Here is a 19092-nt window from a genome sequence, read left to right as displayed (position 1 = left end):
CGAAAAATAAACCTCTATCCTAAATACCTGAAGTTAACACATGAAAAAGAGGCTGCCTTTGTAGCAGCCCCTTATTAAGTGGTTACACGATTAAGCTGTACGTTTCATTCCTTTTAAGATCAGGCTCAAGATAAAGACAAGGGCGATCGCTCCGATGAGTGCCGGAATGAAGTAAAAGCCGCCGATGACGGGGCCCCAGCCGCCTAATAGTAAAGATCCGAGCCAAGCTCCGATAAATCCGGCGATAATATTGCCGATGATGCCGCCTGGTACGTCACGTCCAATAATCAGTCCGGCTAACCAGCCGATGATGCCTCCAATAATTAATGACCAAATAAATCCCATAATCACTCTCTCCTTTTTTAATGTACTGTTAATTGAAGTACCCGGATTTTTGAAAAATAAACCTCATTGTCGTGTGTCCAAATCAACTGTACGTTTTGCCGTTTTGATTTATTCGTTCCTTGAAACGTGCTCTCGAGTCGATCAATGCATGTTCGCAGAGCCTTAATTCATAGGTTAACTTTTTAAATCGCTCTGCATCCCGTTCATCAAGGCAATTGTCAATTTCCCGTTTTAATAAACTAATTTTTGAAACAACCTCTGCTTGCCGTTTGTGATCGCCCCGCCATTTGGGCGAATCCTCTCTTAGATAATCACTGAGTTTGGTCAAGCGTACACCGCATTTACAAAGGGTTTCGTTGACGTTTAGCACATAAAATTCAGCATTCCCACAATATTTACATAACAGTTTCTTCATATATACACCTCCATTGAATGACGGGCCAACCCCGTTACGTGATTTCTGTATACCCATGCTGGGTGAGTTAGTAACTTACTATTAAAAAAGAAAGACTCTGTTATTGTTTTTGGGCAGGTATGGGAATTTATAGGCGGAGAATTTCTGTCTAATGTATATCCAGGAGGCTTAAGAAGCTAATTTAGGCGGAGATATTCCGATTAACTTCTCTAAATAGGACAAAATTCAACGATTTAGACAATATAACCGGAAAAACTCCCATTATTTTTAAGGAAATGGGGGTATTTTTCAATTTAAACGGAATTCTTCCATTTATTTTTCAAACTCAGTGAATCAACATTCAGTTATCACAGAGCCAAAAGAAAAATGTTTTATTTTTTCAAGATGCGGTTATATACCCATTAGAAACAAAATGAGGAGGAATGAAAATGGAACAAGTAAAAGTAGTTGAAAATGGTGTCGAAGCAAAAAGAGAAATTGAGCAACTTATCATGCAGGGGTTCACGAAGGATGAAATCTATTTATTGGCACACGATAAGCACCGCTCGGAGGATTTAACCGATTCCCTGGATATTGGCGGAATTGGGGTCGGTGAGCAGGGGGTGTTTGATTCCATCGCCAATGTCTTTCGAACCCGTGGCGACGAACTTCGCTCAAAGCTCGAGTCATTGGGGCTATCCCATGCCGAAGCTGAGCATTATGAGGAAGAATTGGATCAAGGCAGGGTCGTAGTTGTAGCGTCAAAATCAGCATAAATGGGGTTTGGCGGAATTCCGAACCAAGTCCAAAACTTGGCGGAATCTCCGCCCCGCTTAAACAAAGGGAGGAGAATCGGATGAAGTATTCAAATTTAAGTTTGGAAAAATTAGTAGGGGCCTATTATCGAGCGCGACATAAAGTTGGCGGAAAATCCAGCTGGGAACAGCAGTTTGAGGAACCCATCATCCACCGAGAGATTCAAGGAAATAAGGTGTATGTTCCATTAAATTTATCGAGGGTTTGGAATGAGGTTTAATGGTCGTAACAGGCTTAACTGACAAAACACCGTTTAAATGTTGTGAACGGTATTTTGTCAGTTAAAGATAGTAAGCCCTTTCAAGATTTTTAATTTTCCAAATATTACCCAAAAAGGAAACTTTCAGGACTTTCATTCGTCTGTATGGTAGAATAGTCTTTGGGTTAAAGCAAGGGACGGTTCTTCTGCTTCGGAATGAAGCAGCAGAATCGTCCCCTGCTTCGAAAAGGAGGGATCAGCATGATAAATGATTTTGGGCAAATAGCAGTGGTCAGCATCCTGTCGCATTTGGTTTTTATTGCGATTTCCTGGTGGGCACTGCAAGCGATTCGCTTGGAAAAGCTGCTGCGGCCAAACCGTGTGGTGCAAGCGCGATTACTGTACATATTATTAGCCATTTTCATCGGATCATCTGTTAGTAACTTTTTCCTTGATTACCTTCAATGGTCGCAACAACTACCGATGATTTTTAATTAAAGTGAAGCAGGGGACGGTTCCAATTGCTTTGCCAAAATTGGTAAAAATTTAGGTCTTCGTACATGTTCCCATTTGCTGAGATTTTGAGTACAATCGAGTTTATGTGGAAAGCTAAGTTTGTCCCAAATTTGGAATGGCTGAAAAAGTTCTCTTTCGTTTTTAAATAGAACCTTGGAACTTGTCAAAAAGTGACGACATTTCCCAAGTATTGCTCTCTTGCTACCTGGCAACACTGGTAGTAAGGGGGAGTAGAGATGAAGAGAAATAGCAAGATGTTTTTATATATCGTGACGATTTTGAGTTTGATCCTTGTTGTGATTGGGAACCGAACGACAGAAGCAAAGAGCGGTCTAGATTTTCTTCGCGCTGAAACAACGATCGAAGCCGGCAAAGAACTTTTTCAAACTGTAGGTAAGGGCGCCGTAGGTGTCACCCCTGTTAATTTGAAAAATCATACGGACGGCAGCTTGTCCATTTTTCAAAAGGATTTAGCGAAAATGGGCGCTGTTTTACATGCCGAAGATATTTTGCTCGATGAATGGTCTTTTTATGCACGGGAACATGTTGTTGGAATGGAAAGTGTGCAGGAGGTCCAGGATTATGCGGACGTGCTGCGGCGGAAGTTTCCTGATTGGGAATGGTCTGTGACGAACACCAGCCAGAAATGGGAAGTAACGGCAATATCTCCATCCAAACACCACAAAGAAATGCTTCAACTGATGGCTACCCACACAAAACAACCTGTTAATGCGTATATAGTATATAGTGTCAGTGGTAAGGAGTGGAACGAGTCTTCTCAGGCCTTTTTATCTAGGGATGATTTTAAAAATAGGTTAACTGACATATTTCGAGGGGAACCTACAGTTTTCTCTTGTATGAAAGGCGTTTTCAGTGATAAGATTGATGAGGCTTTACCGGTGACGGTGAGGAAGTTGCTGGCCGGTTTTGATGCTAAAGAGGTCGAAGCGTTAAAAGAGGAGACTTTCATGTCTGTTTCGGCGATATCGCCGATGTTTTCAGGCTCCATAGATGAACAAAAAAATAACATGAATTTACAAATTGGCGTACGCTCCGAAGGATTGGGCGGAAAGACTACGGTTGTAGTTGGCACACCAATCATTACGATTGAATATTAATATAGAGAAAATGGACGCGGAGGGGAATACTCTTGGAAAAGATCATCGTCCGCGGCGGACAAAGGCTTTATGGAACGGTTAAAGTAGAAGGTGCAAAAAATGCCGTGCTGCCTGTTATCGCTGCAACATTATTAGCAAGTGATGGAAAAAGTGTAATTCGTGATGTACCTACACTCTCCGATGTATTTACAATTAATGAAGTTTTACGGAACTTAAATGCTGAAGTGGTATTTGACAATAATTCAGTGGTTGTGGATGCATCCAGAGTGTTAAAAGATGAGGCTCCATTCGAATACGTACGTAAAATGCGTGCGTCTGTTCTTGTCATGGGATCATTACTCGCTCGTAACGGCCGAGCTCGTGTCGCCTTACCTGGTGGTTGTGCGATAGGATCACGTCCTATTGATCAGCATCTAAAGGGTTTTGAGGCCATGGGTGCGAAGGTGAAGGTAGGAAATGGCTTTATTGATGCGGAGGTTGATGGCCGCTTAAAGGGAGCTAAGATTTACTTGGATTTCCCAAGTGTTGGTGCAACAGAAAACATTATGATGGCGGCGACTCTTGCACAGGGCACGACGATCATTGAAAACGTCGCAAAAGAACCAGAAATTGTAGATTTGGCCAATTTCTTAAATAAAATGGGCGCTCGCGTGAGAGGTGCCGGCACGGGTACTCTTCGCATTGAGGGCGTTGATGTGTTATTTGGCGCAGATCATGCGATTATTCCAGACCGGATTGAGGCAGGTACGTTTATGGTAGCTGCGGCGATTACGGGTGGAAATGTATTGGTGCAGGGAGCGGTTCCGGAACATTTATCCTCTTTGATTGCGAAGATGGAAGAGATGGGTGTGACGATTGTGGAGGAACATGATGGCGTTCGTGTCATCGGTCCTGAGCAGTTGAAGGCGGTCGATATTAAAACGATGCCGCATCCGGGTTTCCCGACGGATATGCAGTCGCAAATGATGGCGTTATTGCTTCGTGCACAGGGGACTTCGATGATTACGGAAACGGTGTTCGAGAACCGTTTCATGCACGTTGAGGAATTCCGCCGCATGAATGCGGAGATCAAGATTGAAGGCCGTTCGGTTATTTTAACGGGTCCATCGAATTTGCAGGGTGCTGAGGTGTCCGCGACAGATTTACGGGCAGCGGCAGCGTTGATTTTGACGGGATTGGTGTCTGAAGGCGTGACACGCGTGACGGAGTTGAAACACTTAGATCGCGGCTACGTGAACTTCCACGGCAAGTTGGCAGGCTTAGGCGCTGACATCGAACGTGTGAAGGAAGCAGACGAAACCTTTGTTGAAGTCGAGAAATATATTTCGGATATGAATGCATAATAGATAGGTGTTACGGTTTAACGGAGAATCCCGAAGGTTGCGGTGGTCTGATATCAGACTGGATTGGCGCATCCTTCGGGATTTTTTGTCGTTCTGAGGTTTTTTAGTGTGGCTGTGGTGGAATTGGTGCCTGTCACCGTTTTTCTCTTTTGCATAATGGTTATCTCGTTATCACGATCGGGTCCCCTTGGTCAAAGTTGCTAAAATAGGAATTTTCCCATACCGATTAGGCCGCTAATCATCCCTATTCCGCCCATGGTGCCCTTTCCCACTTTAAGTAAGCCTTCAAGTATTCCCGGCTGGCCTTTTCCTTGGTTATTCCCCCATCCCATCGGGGCCCACGGAGCACCCCATCCCATGGGGTGACCCTGTCCTCCCCAGCCTGCAGGGTTTCCAAAGCCATTCCAGTTCGCCTGCTGTCCATTAGCATTGGCTCCATAACCGTAACCGAAAGGACTAATGGGATGCTGTGGCAAAGCGGCAAGATGTCCGTGTGCGGGCATCCCTATCCCTGCAGGATGGACTGGATGCAGTTGACCCCAAGGGAAGGACGGCTTTTGAGCATTGAACCCCATATTGCCAGGGGGTAGAGCCCAGCCTGGAGGCTGTCCTTGTCCTTGTCCTTGTGCGATCTTACCGGCATGGTTGATTGGTATGGGTTGCACCCAAGGAGTGTGGTTTCCTTGAGGTGCGAAACCCGGATGGTTAGGAAGCTGCGGCCAGTTGGCCGGCTGCTCTACCGATTCCCAATCGTCATGTTCAACCGGCGGCATCCAAGCCCCGAGTTGTTTTTGCGGCAGCGACGTGGAACCCGGCTGTTCGGGAAGGTGCAGCCAGTTGGCAAGCTGTTCATGTGACGGCCAATCGTCATGATCAATCGACTGTATCGGTATCCCGTTGTGTCCATGGGAGGTATGGTCCTTATTGTCAGCCTGTGTTGTCCAACTGGAAGAAGGCTCTTGTGAAGCCAAACTCATGTGACTGAGGGGTGAAGTTTCATTAACAAGTGGTTGTTCAATACGCTGAAAACCCTTTAAACCTGAAATATGGTTAGTAAATTGCTGCCCGCTCACATTTGAACTCTCATACCAATACTGGTGCATACGCCTATTCCCCTTATTAAAAAAATGTGATGTTTACATTAGCCTATGTCATATTCCTTTTTGTGGATGGTTAAATAACTAGGTCTACAAGCCCCTATTTGAAAGAATGGGTGCGTGAGCTTGTAGATGTATGTGCCTGACACCACGCTCGGTTTTAAGAAAATATCTGTAATAAATGCTTGTCCGCTTCCATATGTATGAATGGAGACGTATCCCGGCTGAATGGCTGCCGGCTGCGAATTTTTCACACTGGAGGCACAATCATGAAAAAATTCAAACCACTCATCGTACTAGCATCGCTTCTTATTGCCCTGACCCTTATCATTCCGGCCGTGCTCGTGTTACCCTTTTCAGGCGAGCATCAGGCGAGCGGGAAATTGGGGGAAGACTTAACGAAGAAGGGGGGCTCCCAGACAAAAGAGGCGAATGCCACTCCTCAAGCCACGGATCCTGCGGTTGAAGTCGCGGTATTCCGTTCGGCCAAATCGAAAATTGAGACTGTCCAATTGGAAAATTATCTTGTTGGTGTGGTGGCGGCGGAAATGAATGCGGATTTTAAAGAGGAAGCTTTGAAGGCGCAGGCGCTGGCGGCAAGAACCTATATCGTAAATAGACTAGTTAACAAAGATACAATTGGTGTACCAAAAGGAGCGCAGGTCACCGACACACAAAACAATCAAGTATATAAAAATGATGATGAGTTAAGGAAGCAATGGGGCGCTGATTATGAATGGAAAAGGAAAAAGATTTTGGATGCTGTCCGGGCAACAGGGGGGCAGATTTTAACTTATGATGGAAAACCGATTGATGCTCTGTTTTTCTCAACAAGCAATGGGTATACCGAGAACTCAGAGGACTATTGGCCAAGTAAATTTCCTTATTTAAGAAGTGTATCGAGCCCTTGGGATAAACAATCACCGAAATTTACCTCACAAAAGGTGTTGCCTGTTAAAGAGTTTGAATCATTGCTTGGTGTGAAGATTGGTGCCGGATCCACAATTGGAAAAATTGTCGAGCGCACAACCGGCAAGCGTGTCGGAAAAGTAGATTTTAATGGGAAGGTTCTAACTGGAAAGGATGTCCGAGACAAACTAGATTTGCGGTCATCTGACTTTGCTTGGGAGCGGAAGGGTGACAATATTGTCATTACGACAAAAGGCTTCGGTCATGGCGTTGGTATGAGCCAGTACGGCGCGAATGGCATGGCTGAGGAGGGTGCTGATTATCAAGAGATTGTGAAGCACTATTATCAAGGTGTGGAGATTTCACCAGCGGATCCGATGCTTGCAACCGTGACGGCACAGAAATAGGTTGATAATGGATGGAGCCAGGCTTTAGAGCCTGGCTTTACCCATTATTTATGGGTTCCCCCTTAATTCAATAGGAGAACCTACTTTCGAGATAAAATTTAGTTGCCAATCCGATGATAGATCATTTGCACCACACCAGAGGAGAATGTTCTTGTCTGAATCATTTTTAAATGGATTCTCTGTTTTACATCCATAAACAGCGGTTTTCCTTCTCCCAAAACAACAGGGTGAACACATAATCTAAATTCATCAACAAGCCCCAAATTGATAAACGTGGTAATGAGACTCGCTCCACCATAGAGCCAGATGTCTTTACCAGACGTGTTCTTCAATTTATTTACTTCTTCCAGAATAGAATCATTGATAAAGATGGCTTGATGATCAGTTACTTTTTGTGTTCTGGAAAAAACATATTTCTTTTTACTATGGACCAATTCCCACATTTCCTTTTCGGTATCCGGCTCATCACTTTTTGGAAAATATTGTCCCCATAATTCGTAGCTTTTTCTACCATAAAAAATGGTATCAATTTGATTCAAGAAATCAGTGAACCCCATTTCAGGATCCATGATGCACCAATCCACTTCCCCGTTTTTCCCTTCAATAAAACCATCTAAAGTAACCGCTAGATCTAAAATGATTCTTCTCTGATTTCCGCTATTTTCCATGATTATCACCCCGTTTAGCGTTCCCAGTTACCACGTGCACCCGCCCGAGCAGTCCCGCAAGCCGCATAAACTTCCCTTTAAACAGGGCCCCGCGTACAAAATAGAAGCTAACGCTAATTCCAGTGAAATCTTTGACGAGGTCAAACCATGAAGCCGAGCGGTAGGCGTAGAAGGATTGATGGAATTCATCACTTACACCGTAAAGGGCTGCGAAAAGGGCACAGGCCACGTTTAAAGAAGACGTGAACGGGCGGCTGCGTGTCAGAAAGGCGAGCACGAGTAAAACGTATAAAATCGCGAACTCTATTAAATGGAGCGACTCTTTCAGATTGCGGTCGATAAAGGAATTGGGCAGCTCAACAAATTGATTGGATGGCAGGCTCGATTGAATAAATACCGCCGCCATGTAGAGTAAGGGCAGCAGTCGCAGCACCCATTTTAAGACTAACATATCAGTACCTCCGATAAATTTTAAAAATAAATGCATAAAAACCTTCGCGCTGTCGAAAAATAAGTTTTAAAAAAATTTTTGGACTAGTGTATATAATTCTAGTTATCTGTTCAGAATGATTGCTGAGGTGATGAAAATGAGAGAGGAAGAAAACAAACGATCTTCTCAAAGTTCCAGCGTAAAACGCTTTTTCAAAAAGCGTTGGGTATTTCCAGCCATTTATATCGCAAGTGCAGCAATCATTTTAACCGGGGTTCTTTGGTATCAAGCAAGCAGCAGCAACACCGATAAGTATGATTACAAGTCTACGGACCTTGCCGGTAAAAAGGACCAAACACCAGCGGTTGAAGTCAACAAGCCATTTGAAAACTTTAAAATGCCGGTGGACAAAGCCACTGAAGCAGTTGTGAAAACCAAGTTCTATGATTTCCAAGGCAAAGCAGAAGACCAGGAATCAGCATTAGTATTTTACAACAATACGTACCAACAAAACACAGGTATTGACTTGGCGTTGAAAAACGGTGAAACGTTTGATGTCACGGCATCACTTAGCGGAACCGTCAAACGTGTAGAGGAAGATGCAACCCTCGGGAACGTCATTGAAATTGAGCACGACAATGGTATTGTAACACAATACCAATCCGTTAAAGACATAAAAGTAACGGTTGGCGAGCAAGTAAAACAGGGACATGTCCTTGCCAAGGCTGGGCAAAGCTTGTTCAATGAAAAAGCTGGAACACATGTACATTTTGAAATTCGTAAAGACGGCGTGGCAGTTAACCCAACGAGTTACTTTGACAAACCGTTGAGCTCGTTGCAGGAAAATACTGAGTCTACAGAAATGCCGAAAAAGAAGCAAGAAGAACAAAAGATTGATGATCCTGCTTCCGACACTGAAGACGAATCAACCAATTCTACAGATAATCAAAACTCTTAATAGCGTATCAAAGGGGAAGGGGAATACTTTTCCTCTTTTTTTATATTCGGATTTTTTTCCTATTTCTAGCATATTGTTTATAATGGTAGAAAAGGGAGGGATTACGTTTGAAAAAAATAATAGGGATTCTGTTGCTGCTTGTCGTGATGGCCTCGATTGCCGGCTGCAGCAAAGAACCGACACCGGAGGAGCGATTTTCCGACTACATAGCACTTTGGAACAAACAAAAGTTTACGAAGATGTATGATTACCTTTCTAATGATGCAAAACAGACGATCACCAAAGATGAGTTTACCACTCGCTATCAAAAAATATACGAAGATCTTCAGATTACAGGCCTCAAGATTGATTTCCAAAAACCAAAAGAGGATAAAGAGGCGAAGGAGAAGGTGACCTATTCTTTTAGTGCAAAAATGAACAGCATTGCAGGACCTATTCAGTTTAGCCAAAAAGCGAAGTTACAAGAAGAAAAAAGAGACGATAAGAAGAACTGGTATGTTGACTGGAATACTGGATTCATTTTTCCAGAATTGAAGGAAGGCGATACGATTGGCCTCAGTACGGTTGCCCCGAAACGCGGGGAGATTGTGGATCGAGATGGGGACGGGATGGCGGTCAATGGGCAGGTGTATGAGGTTGGCGTGGTAGCCGGAAAGGAAGATCCGGCGGTTCTAGAGTCGCTTTCGACGCTGCTCCGGATGCCGAAAGAGCAGATTACGAAGGCGCTCGGGGCGAACTGGGTGAAGCCGGGGCTGTTTGTGCCGCTCAAGAAGGTGTCGATGGATGACCAGGAGCGGATTGCGCAGTTGGTGGCGCTAGAGCCGGTGCAGACGCGGAAGGTGGAGGCACGGGTGTATCCTTTCGGGGCAGCCGCGGCACAGTTAGTGGGATATGTGGGCCCGATAACGGCGGACGAATTGGAGAAGCGGAAGGACAAGGGCTACACGGACAAAGATGTGATTGGGAAGCGCGGGCTTGAACAGGTGCTGGATGAGCAGTTGAAGGGCACGAGCGGCGTGAAGATTGTGATGAAGAAGAAGTCTGGGGATGCGGTGCTGGCCGAAAAGCCAGTGGTTGATGGGAAAAATGTAAAGTTGACGATTGATGCCGATGTGCAGGAGGCCGTGTTTGCGGAGATGACGGGTGCTAGTGTTGAGGGTGCAGCCGGTACATCGGGTGAGGCCGGGACGGCAGCGGTGATGAATCCTGTGACCGGTGAGACACTTGCGCTTGTCAGCAGCCCGTCGTTTGACCCGAATCAGGCGATGCTAGGGTTCTCAGCGGAGGAATGGAAAGCGTTGCAAGAGGACGTGCGTAAGCCGTTGACGACGCGGTTTAAGCAAGCATATGCACCAGGCTCGGTAATGAAGCCGCTGACAGCTGCGGTGGGCTTGGCTGGTGGTTCGATTAAGCCTGAGGAGGCAGTGCCGATTCTTGGCAAGCAATGGCAGAAGGATAAATCGTGGGGCGGTTATTTTGTGACGCGGGTGCATGCCGGGACGGATCCGGTGAATTTGGAAAAAGCCCTCGTGTATTCCGACAATATTTATTTTGCCCAGGCGGCGCTGAAAATAGGGAAACAAGGATTTACGGATGGGTTGAAGAAGTTTGGCTTTGAGGAGGACCTTGGATATCCGTTCCCGCTTGAGAAGTCCGTGATTGGCGGCCTCGACAATGAGATTGCGCTTGCAGATTCGGGTTATGGGCAAGGGCAGGTACAGATGAGTGTCGTTCATTTGCTTGCGTCCTATACACCGTTTGTGAGTGGCAACGGCGGCAATATGATCAAGCCGATCTTGCTTGCGGATGAAGCGCAGGGGCAGGTGCTGAAGGAGGCGGCGGTCTCGGCAGAGCATGCGGGGCTGATTGCGGCAGATTTACGGAAAGTCGTGGGTGACGCGGCAGGTACGGCACATGCGGCGGAGATGGCGGATTATCCGTTGGCGGGCAAGACGGGCACGGCGGAGTTGAAGCTAAAGCAAGGCGAAACTGGGACAGAAAACGGCTGGTTCATCGCATACAACCCTGACGATCCGCGGCTGATGGTCGCGATGATGGTCGAAGGTGTCCAAGGTCGCGGCGGCTCCGGAATTCCGGTGAAGATGGTCAAAAATGTCTTTATGAAAATCAAATAGTGTTCGGCGGGGCCTTGCTAGTGGTGGTAGTGTTAGCTACACCACTAGCGGGGCCTTTTGTTATTGGGCCGAAATGAAAGGACATTAGAAAGCAGCTAACCGCTTTCCTGTCCACTTTGAACAATTTACTCTCGGGTTTTGGAGATTTACTCGTCACTTTTCGGGATTTATTCTTCACTTTAGGTTTGCCACCCTAGCTTATTCTTTGATAAAAACCTGCTCGGGATTCCACTGATATCTCCGCAAATCGATTACTCCGTTCAACCCTACCTGGACACCTTCCGCTTCAAGCGACATCCACTGCTCATTGTAGGAATCGTCCTCCTGAATGGCGATTTGGCCCTTAGCATTGATGACACGGTGCCAAGGTAGGTTGTGTTTCCGACTCATGGAATGAAGGATGCGGACGACCTGGCGGGCTGCACGAGGGCTTCCGGCAAGCGCGGCGATCTGTCCATAAGTCATAATCTTACCTTCTGGTATGTTTTGAATAATTTCCACTACTGCTGCAGTAAAAGGTGTCATAGGGATGATCCTTTCTGATGAACATTTATTTTCTCCCATTATACTTGAAATGTGCTGAAGCTTGCTGAAAAGGAATCGAAATTTGCCTCATATTAGGCGAGTTTGAACCAGAAATACTGATATTAAGTGTTTTAAAATCATTTTTTCGCTCGACAAATTTCTCGGGAAATAACGACATCCGCAGACGATTTCCTTGTGAAACCCCTTGGGACACGTGCATTCCCCCGAATGTCGAAAAAAGTGAAATTGTCCTATTTTCAAAAGATTCGACGAACACCCTTGTCCCGATTGTGGATTTTGTGCATAAACCCGTATCCAAGCTAATAAAATGGTTACAAACCTTTACAAAGAGAGTGTTTGAGGTGAAGAGTCGTTTGAAATTAGCGGGCATTCAGTCGGAGACATGATTATTCATTGTATTGTCAGAAGGGTAATACTTTCTGCCGCATGGTGTAAATAGTACTAATGGTGACAGGCACCATTTAGGAGACAGCAATAGTGTAAACGGTGACAGGCACCATTTATACAACACACACCTTTATAACTGTGCGGAAGCAGTATTCGTCGAAGTGATAAGCGGGTCTCATTTCACACTCCTCACATCCATATTAGGGAGGGCGAGAGTGTGCACGATTACATCAAAGAGAGAACTATCAAGATTGGAAAGTATATCGTGGAGACGAGGAAAACGGTTCGCGTGATTGCGAAGGAGTTTGGCGTATCCAAAAGTACAGTCCATAAGGATCTAACAGAGAGACTTCCTGAAATTAATCCAGAGCTAGCAAACGAGGTTAAAGAAATTCTAGATTATCATAAATCGATCCGTCATCTCAGGGGTGGAGAGGCGACAAAAATGAAATATCAAAAAGAAGAAAAGGAAGGGGAGGCTGTTAAATAAACAGCCTTTTTTTCTTCAAACAGTAGTACTTTTAAAAAAATTCCTCCTCTACCGACACATTTCCACAAAAGTCTACGTATTTTTATTAAATCGTTATGGAAATTTTAATGAATATGGTAGAATAGACAATTAGGAAAAGTATGTGGATTTTGTCTCCAAGGAGGAACGAAAAAAGAATGTTTGCAAGGGATATTGGAATTGACTTAGGAACGGCCAACGTGCTAATTCACGTAAAAGGCCGTGGAATTGTGCTGAATGAACCTTCCGTCGTGGCAATTGATAAAAATTCAAACCGCGTTTTAGCTGTAGGTGAGGAAGCTCGCCGCATGGTTGGCCGGACACCAGGAAACATCGTCGCCATCCGCCCGTTAAAAGACGGCGTGATTGCAGATTTTGATGTAACAGAAGCAATGTTAAAGCATTTTATTAATAAACTAAACGTTAAAGGCTTTTTATCGAAGCCGCGCATTTTAATCTGCTGCCCAACGAACATTACAAGTGTTGAGCAAAAGGCTATTAAAGAAGCTGCTGAAAAAAGCGGCGGCAAAAAGATTTACCTTGAAGAAGAGCCAAAAGTGGCAGCAATTGGTGCTGGAATGGACATCTTCCAGCCAAGCGGAAATATGGTAGTAGACATCGGGGGAGGAACAACGGACGTTGCCGTGCTTTCAATGGGCGATATCGTGACTTCTTCCTCCATCAAAATGGCCGGCGACAAGTTTGACATGGAAATTCTCAACTACATCAAGCGCGAGTACAAGCTGTTGATCGGTGAGCGCACGTCAGAAAATATTAAAATCAATATCGGTACCGTATTCCCAGGTTCTCGTTCGGAGGAAATGGAAATCCGCGGCCGTGACATGGTAAGTGGTCTACCGCGCACGATTACGGTTCGTTCTGAAGAAATCGAAGGCGCATTAAGAGAATCAGTTGCTGTGATCGTTCAGGCGGCAAAAAGCGTTCTTGAGCGCACACCACCAGAGCTTTCAGCTGACATCATTGACCGCGGCGTCATTTTAACCGGCGGCGGCGCATTGCTGCACGGCATCGACATGCTGCTTGCGGAAGAGCTGAAGGTACCTGTGCTTGTTGCGGAAAATCCAATGGACTGTGTGGCAATTGGCACCGGGATTATGCTGGATAACATCGACCGCATTCCTAATCGGAAATTAGGGTAATCCTCTTTTGGAAAAATAAACCTGGAGTTCGGGTTGGTACATGATGTTCGACAACAATCTTCTTGATTTGGGTCGTAGGACATCTTACCATATAAAAAGTCCAATGTAGCAGGCAGGACAAGCCTCGCTCATTGGGCTTTTTTCTGCTGGAACCTGGGTCCGATCATCATTTTTTCGCCAAAAATCTATCCTTTTTTGCAAGAATTGACTTTTTTCTGTAAAATATTAATGTGTTATCGTGAATAATTTTTTATAATAGAGAAAATGGACTTTTTGTAAAGAAATTTTTATAAAATAATTAGGATATAATAGGAAGTAAACTTGTGATCCGAACGGAATTCGGTTAAAGGGGAATAAGGAATGTCTGCAGATAATCTAAACCAGCAGCAAGCAAGGACGAGAGAAGATTATAAAAAAGGTAAGCACGATGCTGACCACGAAAAAAGACTAGTGAATGTGGAAAAGGCGGATGCCGTTCCAAGTCCAACTAAACGCATCCGAATTCGCATGATTCCCATTTGGCTTCGTTTGCTGCTTTTGGTTGTCTTCATCTTTGTCAGTGTGGTAGCTGGTGCGGCTGTGGGGTACGGCGTGCTCGGCGGCGGAAAAGTGGCAGATGTGTTTAAAGAGTCAACATGGACGCATATACTTGATTTAGTGGATAAGAAATAGCGATAATACTGAAAAAATAGGGAAGGGACCCGGATTGCCCTTTCCTTTTGTCTATCATTAATAGTAGAATAAGGATAAATACTTGTTCCTAGTAGGAGGTACTAATTAAATGCTTGATATTGAACAGATTAAAGAAATTATTCCGCACCGCTATCCGTTTTTATTGGTTGACCGTATTTTAGAGGTGGAGGAAGGAAAACGAGCTGTTGGAATTAAAAACGTTTCCGCCAACGAGGAATTTTTCAATGGCCACTTCCCGGATTATCCTGTCATGCCAGGTGTTTTAATCGTGGAGGCTCTTGCACAGGTAGGGGCAGTCGCCGTTTTGAAAAAGGAAGAAAATCGCGGCCGCTTAGCCTTTTTTGCAGGAATTGACAATTGCCGCTTTAAAAGGCAAGTAAAACCCGGCGATCAGCTTCGCCTTGAAGTAGAAATGGTGCGAATCCGCGGGCCGATTGGCAAAGGCAAAGCCGTTGCGACCGTTGATGGCGAGGTTGCTTGTGAAGCAGAAATCACGTTTGCGTTAGGGGACAAAAAAGAATAATGTTGGATAAAGCGACTAGGATCCCGATCCTGGTCGTTTTTTTATATTATGTGAATTTGTATTATTCGTCTTTGAGAAATGTCTAGCTCCAGCGCCCTAGCGGCTAGTGCCCTTCGCTCTCCGCCCTACGATAAGTCAAGCACGAATGCGCCTCCGGCTCTTCGTGTTTCCTTTATCTCAGTTGGAGCGCTCCACAAGGAAAGCTTCGGCAGCATATGCATCGCACGAAGAAAAAGCGTTAGCTTTTTCGAGGAGGTCATACGCCGCTGACCAGGGCGCTTGCGCTTTTCTGTGGATAAATGTTCCTGTCAACAATTGTTTCACAGTGGGGAAGCTAAAAACAGACCATTACATGTCAACGGTCAATTATTTAGTGAAAGGGGCTTTTCGCTTGAAGAGAAAGTTATTTTTATTACTCGCAGGTTCTATCCTATCTGGGGTGCTGCTTGTTGGCTGTAACAATAATGATGATCAAAATCCGCCACCACCAACAAATAATAATATGAACACACCGGCGGACAATGATTTACATGATAATTTCGATCGGAACAACGACTTGAATGATGACTTCAATCGGAATAACAATTTGAACAACGATCATCACTATCCAGAGTCAGAAGACAAAAATACGGATACCGACAAAGACCCTGGTAAGGACAACAATACACCAAGAGAAGACATCATCGAGGATGACATCGACAGAAACGACGCAGACAACAAAGACGAATAAAAAGAAAGGGTGGCAGGCGACTATTGTTTGGTGCCTGACACCCTTTCTACTGTATTGACAGTGGCAAGTGCTCAAATGGTGCCTGACACCCTAGAATTCACCGCCGGTTGCTACTAATGCTACTAGTAGTATAATAATAGAGACGATGATTATGATGTAAAGCAGTATGGATACGATGGTTATTATCCAGCCGAGAACTTTGCGTCCTGTTCGAATGAAATAAATCCCTAAGGCAATAGGGCCAAAGAAAAATCCTAAAATAGCCCAAAGCCAGCGACTTTTATTGTGCTTCGGCGCATCAAGTTATAAAAAAATAGCAATTATAATACCGAGTATAAGTCCAAATGATCCTTTCAACATGTTTCCCCCTTTATATAAAAATTTACCAATACTATTAATATCACAATAATTGGCAGAAAATCAACAAAAATGTAAATATTCCCCCAAATCTTATCCGAAAGAAAAAACCAGTCCGAGGACTGGCGGCTATTGTCGAATGAATGTCTAGCAAACAGATTAAGGATTTTTTACTTTAATTTTTGGTTTGCTCTTTATTTTTTCCTTGAATTCCCTGAGGAGATCTTCGCCTTCCAGCCCTTTTTGCATCAAATTGTCGAGCAGGAGCTCGGAATAATCGCTTTTATTGCGGCGCAAATGGCCTTCAAACAAGACGCTAATGTAGTTTTCAAACTTAAGCAGCGAGGAAATCTTGGTTTGAAAATAGGCCGGAGCGTTCTCCTTCTTCGTGATCACCGCTTCCACAATAATATCCTGATTCTGCTCGGAAATTTTTTTAAAATAATCATAGAGGGACATGTTTGTATACGCCTCGAGCAGCCAGGTGGAGTGTTCATCCTCCTTATTTAAAATCAAGCCATCCACTAATGGCACCTCGACAGAAGAATTATCGCCAACGACATCCAATGAGTACAACTTAAATGATTTCATAGCAGCCTCCTGTGTATTTTTCCTAAATTATAACATACGCCACAGAAAAACAAATGTCGAAAAATATTTGTTGAAATTTGCAGAAACTGCCATATGTGAAAAAAATCCCTATTTTTTGACAAAAACTAGGGTGATAACCGGCAGTCTTTGACAAAAAATACCCTGATAAACGCATTATCGCTATTTTACAACAATCAAACCTTGGGACTATGATAGAACCATCAAAGAAAAAGGAGTTGAAAGAATGATAAATCAGGTTATACTTGTTGGTCGGCTGACGCGGGATCCGGAATTAAAAAAGACGCCGGATGGGACGGCTGTATCACAAATATCGCTGGCAGTAAATCGCCACTTTCGCAACCATAATGGTGAAATTGAGGCCGATTTTGTTCCGTGCACATTATGGCGGAAGGCAGCGGAAAATACGTGCCACTATTGTCGAAAAGGATCAGTTATCGGGATTACGGGCAGACTCCAAACCCGCCATTATGATAACAAAGAAGGCAAAAGGGTGTATGTTACAGAGGTGGTGGCTGAAACGGTCCGTTTCCTGAGCGCCAAACCACATGATGCTTCGCCTGAGCCCAAAAAGGAGGAAGTACCAGTTGGAAATTAATGATGATGCTGTCAACAACCTGGAGCAACTGCTGGAAAGCTTAATTAAAATGGTGGGAAAGGCCAATAAAAATGTAGACAGCCTGCAGAAACGCGTCAGTCAATTGGAATGGCTAATAAGAGAGCAGCAACTAGAGAACAAGGAACATGGCCCCATTCAAATCTACTCCAGATACCCGCACGAATCTGCAAACAAATTTCCCATACACCTTTGAATCCTGGATTACTCGACCAAATCACCTCAGATCTGCTTCATGAATTGTTTTTTGAAAAGACTTCCCCCGCACTGGTTCCGGTTGTTAGAGAAAATCAAGCACGCCTCCGTTATCATCCTCATTTTTCCGTCCGGCAGCCATTGCCGGATTTTTTTTATAAAGAGAAAGTATAAAAATTAGCGGCCCGGGAAAACTAGTAAAAAACCCCCCTGTTTTTTTAAAAAGAAGCCGCTGAACATGTGTCAGTGGCTTCTTCGATGTTACATTTTGTCCTTATGCCGTTTATCTAACTTAATAAAGTTTACAATACCGTCTGCATAAAAACTTCTGCGTTTCGGACCTATGAGGGAAAGGTCAACAAGAGCCTTTTTTAATTCCGGTTCCAGTTCCACAAGCTTCAAAATCAGTCCAATGTCCGGATCCTCCGGATTTTCCTTCAGCACAAATCCGGGGGCCTCAACGTTTGGCAGCAGCTGATCAAGCTCTTCCACCAGGTAGTCCTTCTCTACATTATATACTTCCGCAAAACGAATAACTGTTTGGTAATTCGGTATCGCTTTCCCTGTTTCATAACGACTGACTGTCGAACGGTGCATGTTCATCATGTTAGCCAGTGTTTCCTGCGACCAGTTTTGCTTGTCGCGCAGTTCCCTTAATTTTTTCGATAAAGACATCCTTTTCACCGCCGTCATAACATTGATGTTTTTAACTTAACGGTTTAAAAGTGTGCAAAGACCAAATGTGACAGTTGTGCACATTGGTAATCGTGAAAAACGTGCACACCATTTGAAAATGGGTTTTATTGGATAGGGGACGGGCAGGAAAATGAATAGTATTGTCGAATAATAATGGTCGATAGTTGTAACTTAATGGAGGTCTTTTATTTGAACAATACCAGTTCCATCATCTTGATTGGAAAAAAAGCGAAAAACCAAGAATTACAAATCACATGCAAAACCAGCTCATTTGAAGAAGGCCAACTAATACCCAAACCAACTAAGAATTCTCCCTACCGAACCATCCCACTAGATGATAATGCGAATATTTCCTTTTATTTTCGTGATTGCCACGTACAGTTTGATCTTGATGAACGATCGCTTTCGATTGCGGAAGGTGGTCGAATGCTCACAGAAGAGGATGCCTTCGATGTGTTAGCCGACTTTGCGATTAAAGAAGGGAGTAGGGTTTCTTACCTAAGAATTCCACCATTGCGTAAAAAACGGATGGGCAAGCGAGTGAAAGTGCAGGTCGTGTCAGAGGAGAAGAAACTTGGGGAGGATCTGCCATAAATCAGAAAAAATGAATGAAGGGGCCACCGGAAACAACAACCGGGGCCTTTTTTGTATTCCCCACTCCTTGCTCGTGATGAGCTGTCCGCCCTACATGGACACTGTCCACGAATGGTGCCTGTCACCCTTAGTGCTATGGCCGT

General features: G+C 44.4%; 24 protein-coding genes. 16 read left to right on the top strand and 8 right to left on the bottom strand.

The genetic code is table 11. The annotated features are described in order from the left end of the window. Positions 1 to 90: 90 nt before the first annotated feature. A complete protein-coding gene (locus tag RCG19_RS08085) occupies positions 91 to 345 on the bottom strand; it encodes a GlsB/YeaQ/YmgE family stress response membrane protein (protein ID WP_308110439.1) in 255 nt (84 codons plus the stop codon). Between the two features lie 82 nt (positions 346 to 427). Continuing rightward, on the bottom strand, positions 428 to 760 hold the full coding sequence (locus RCG19_RS08080) for an IDEAL domain-containing protein (RefSeq protein WP_308110438.1): 333 nt from the start codon (positions 758 to 760) through the stop codon (positions 428 to 430). Between the two features lie 428 nt (positions 761 to 1188). Here RCG19_RS08080 and RCG19_RS08075 point away from each other — a divergent pair, with 428 nt between their 5' ends. From RCG19_RS08075 to murA, 5 genes are all read left to right on the top strand, one after another. After that, positions 1189 to 1515, top strand: a complete 327-nt coding sequence (locus RCG19_RS08075; RefSeq protein ID WP_166242332.1) for a YflT domain-containing protein — start codon at positions 1189 to 1191, stop codon at positions 1513 to 1515. Between the two features lie 80 nt (positions 1516 to 1595). Continuing rightward, on the top strand, positions 1596 to 1775 hold the full coding sequence (locus RCG19_RS08070; RefSeq protein WP_308110437.1) for a hypothetical protein: 180 nt from the start codon (positions 1596 to 1598) through the stop codon (positions 1773 to 1775). A gap of 240 nt (positions 1776 to 2015) precedes the next feature. Further along, positions 2016 to 2252, top strand: a complete 237-nt coding sequence (locus tag RCG19_RS08065) for a DUF1146 family protein (RefSeq protein ID WP_308110436.1) — start codon at positions 2016 to 2018, stop codon at positions 2250 to 2252. Positions 2253 to 2506: 254 nt separating this feature from the next. Next, positions 2507 to 3388, top strand: coding sequence for a YwmB family TATA-box binding protein (locus RCG19_RS08060; RefSeq protein WP_308110435.1), 882 nt, complete (start codon positions 2507 to 2509; stop codon positions 3386 to 3388). A gap of 32 nt (positions 3389 to 3420) precedes the next feature. Then, the gene (murA, locus tag RCG19_RS08055) at positions 3421 to 4731 is read left to right on the top strand and encodes a UDP-N-acetylglucosamine 1-carboxyvinyltransferase (RefSeq protein WP_308110434.1); all 1311 of its coding nucleotides are present in this window, start codon (positions 3421 to 3423) and stop codon (positions 4729 to 4731) included. Positions 4732 to 4931: 200 nt separating this feature from the next. On the opposite strand, the gene RCG19_RS23695 is transcribed toward murA, so the two are convergent. Then, positions 4932 to 5834, bottom strand: coding sequence for a hypothetical protein (locus tag RCG19_RS23695; protein ID WP_374049585.1), 903 nt, complete (start codon positions 5832 to 5834; stop codon positions 4932 to 4934). Between the two features lie 263 nt (positions 5835 to 6097). On the opposite strand from RCG19_RS23695, the gene spoIID reads away from it, so the two are divergent. Continuing rightward, complete coding sequence (gene spoIID / locus RCG19_RS08045; RefSeq protein ID WP_308110432.1) at positions 6098 to 7144, top strand: stage II sporulation protein D; 1047 nt, start codon at positions 6098 to 6100, stop codon at positions 7142 to 7144. A gap of 98 nt (positions 7145 to 7242) precedes the next feature. On the opposite strand, the gene RCG19_RS08040 is transcribed toward spoIID, so the two are convergent. Both RCG19_RS08040 and RCG19_RS08035 read right to left on the bottom strand, forming a co-directional pair. After that, positions 7243 to 7812 (bottom strand): dihydrofolate reductase family protein, encoded by a 570-nt coding sequence (locus tag RCG19_RS08040; protein ID WP_308110431.1) that lies wholly within the window; start codon positions 7810 to 7812, stop codon positions 7243 to 7245. Next, positions 7802 to 8263: a VanZ family protein gene (locus RCG19_RS08035; protein ID WP_308110429.1), complete on the bottom strand. Its 462-nt coding sequence runs from the start codon at positions 8261 to 8263 to the stop codon at positions 7802 to 7804. The genes RCG19_RS08040 and RCG19_RS08035 overlap by 11 nt, the downstream gene beginning before the upstream one ends. A gap of 136 nt (positions 8264 to 8399) precedes the next feature. Here RCG19_RS08035 and RCG19_RS08030 point away from each other — a divergent pair, with 136 nt between their 5' ends. Together RCG19_RS08030 and RCG19_RS08025 are read left to right on the top strand one after the other, a co-directional pair. Beyond that, the gene (locus RCG19_RS08030; protein WP_308110428.1) at positions 8400 to 9200 is read left to right on the top strand and encodes a stage II sporulation protein SpoIIQ; all 801 of its coding nucleotides are present in this window, start codon (positions 8400 to 8402) and stop codon (positions 9198 to 9200) included. Positions 9201 to 9307: 107 nt separating this feature from the next. After that, entirely contained in the window at positions 9308 to 11335 is a 2028-nt protein-coding gene (locus RCG19_RS08025) for a penicillin-binding transpeptidase domain-containing protein (RefSeq protein WP_308110427.1), read from the top strand. A gap of 198 nt (positions 11336 to 11533) precedes the next feature. Here the strand turns inward: RCG19_RS08025 and RCG19_RS08020 are convergent, their stop codons facing one another. Next, entirely contained in the window at positions 11534 to 11860 is a 327-nt protein-coding gene (locus RCG19_RS08020; RefSeq protein ID WP_308110426.1) for an MGMT family protein, read from the bottom strand. 625 nt (positions 11861 to 12485) lie between these two features. Here RCG19_RS08020 and spoIIID point away from each other — a divergent pair. From spoIIID to RCG19_RS07995, 5 genes are all read left to right on the top strand, one after another. Further along, complete coding sequence (gene spoIIID, locus RCG19_RS08015; protein WP_007086083.1) at positions 12486 to 12758, top strand: sporulation transcriptional regulator SpoIIID; 273 nt, start codon at positions 12486 to 12488, stop codon at positions 12756 to 12758. Between the two features lie 176 nt (positions 12759 to 12934). Further along, positions 12935 to 13936, top strand: coding sequence for a rod shape-determining protein (locus RCG19_RS08010; protein WP_166242308.1), 1002 nt, complete (start codon positions 12935 to 12937; stop codon positions 13934 to 13936). A 360-nt stretch (positions 13937 to 14296) separates the two neighbouring features. Beyond that, positions 14297 to 14608 (top strand): DNA-directed RNA polymerase subunit beta, encoded by a 312-nt coding sequence (locus RCG19_RS08005; protein WP_308110424.1) that lies wholly within the window; start codon positions 14297 to 14299, stop codon positions 14606 to 14608. Positions 14609 to 14717: 109 nt separating this feature from the next. Then, a complete protein-coding gene (gene fabZ, locus RCG19_RS08000; RefSeq protein ID WP_166242304.1) occupies positions 14718 to 15152 on the top strand; it encodes a 3-hydroxyacyl-ACP dehydratase FabZ in 435 nt (144 codons plus the stop codon). A gap of 391 nt (positions 15153 to 15543) precedes the next feature. Further along, on the top strand, positions 15544 to 15882 hold the full coding sequence (locus RCG19_RS07995; RefSeq protein WP_308110423.1) for a hypothetical protein: 339 nt from the start codon (positions 15544 to 15546) through the stop codon (positions 15880 to 15882). Positions 15883 to 16398: 516 nt separating this feature from the next. Here RCG19_RS07995 and RCG19_RS07990 read toward each other — a convergent pair. Continuing rightward, a complete protein-coding gene (locus tag RCG19_RS07990; RefSeq protein WP_308110422.1) occupies positions 16399 to 16830 on the bottom strand; it encodes a YwpF-like family protein in 432 nt (143 codons plus the stop codon). Positions 16831 to 17074: 244 nt separating this feature from the next. On the opposite strand from RCG19_RS07990, the gene ssb reads away from it, so the two are divergent. Together ssb and RCG19_RS07980 are read left to right on the top strand one after the other, a co-directional pair. Further along, complete coding sequence (gene ssb, locus RCG19_RS07985; RefSeq protein ID WP_308110421.1) at positions 17075 to 17446, top strand: single-stranded DNA-binding protein; 372 nt, start codon at positions 17075 to 17077, stop codon at positions 17444 to 17446. Then, complete coding sequence (locus tag RCG19_RS07980) at positions 17436 to 17660, top strand: hypothetical protein (RefSeq protein WP_308110420.1); 225 nt, start codon at positions 17436 to 17438, stop codon at positions 17658 to 17660. The genes ssb and RCG19_RS07980 overlap by 11 nt, the downstream gene beginning before the upstream one ends. A 260-nt stretch (positions 17661 to 17920) precedes the next feature. Here RCG19_RS07980 and RCG19_RS07975 read toward each other — a convergent pair whose 3' ends face one another. Beyond that, a complete protein-coding gene (locus tag RCG19_RS07975; RefSeq protein WP_308110419.1) occupies positions 17921 to 18334 on the bottom strand; it encodes a helix-turn-helix domain-containing protein in 414 nt (137 codons plus the stop codon). Positions 18335 to 18544: 210 nt separating this feature from the next. Between RCG19_RS07975 and RCG19_RS07970 the strand changes: the two genes are divergently transcribed. Continuing rightward, on the top strand, positions 18545 to 18949 hold the full coding sequence (locus RCG19_RS07970; RefSeq protein WP_308110418.1) for a hypothetical protein: 405 nt from the start codon (positions 18545 to 18547) through the stop codon (positions 18947 to 18949). Positions 18950 to 19092 lie beyond the last annotated feature (143 nt).

The organism is Neobacillus sp. OS1-2, assembly GCF_030915505.1.
Classification (GTDB): Bacteria; Bacillota; Bacilli; order Bacillales; family Cytobacillaceae; genus Neobacillus.
The sequence above is the reverse complement of the archived record's forward strand: the minus strand, read 5'-3'. Positions and strand labels throughout refer to the sequence as shown.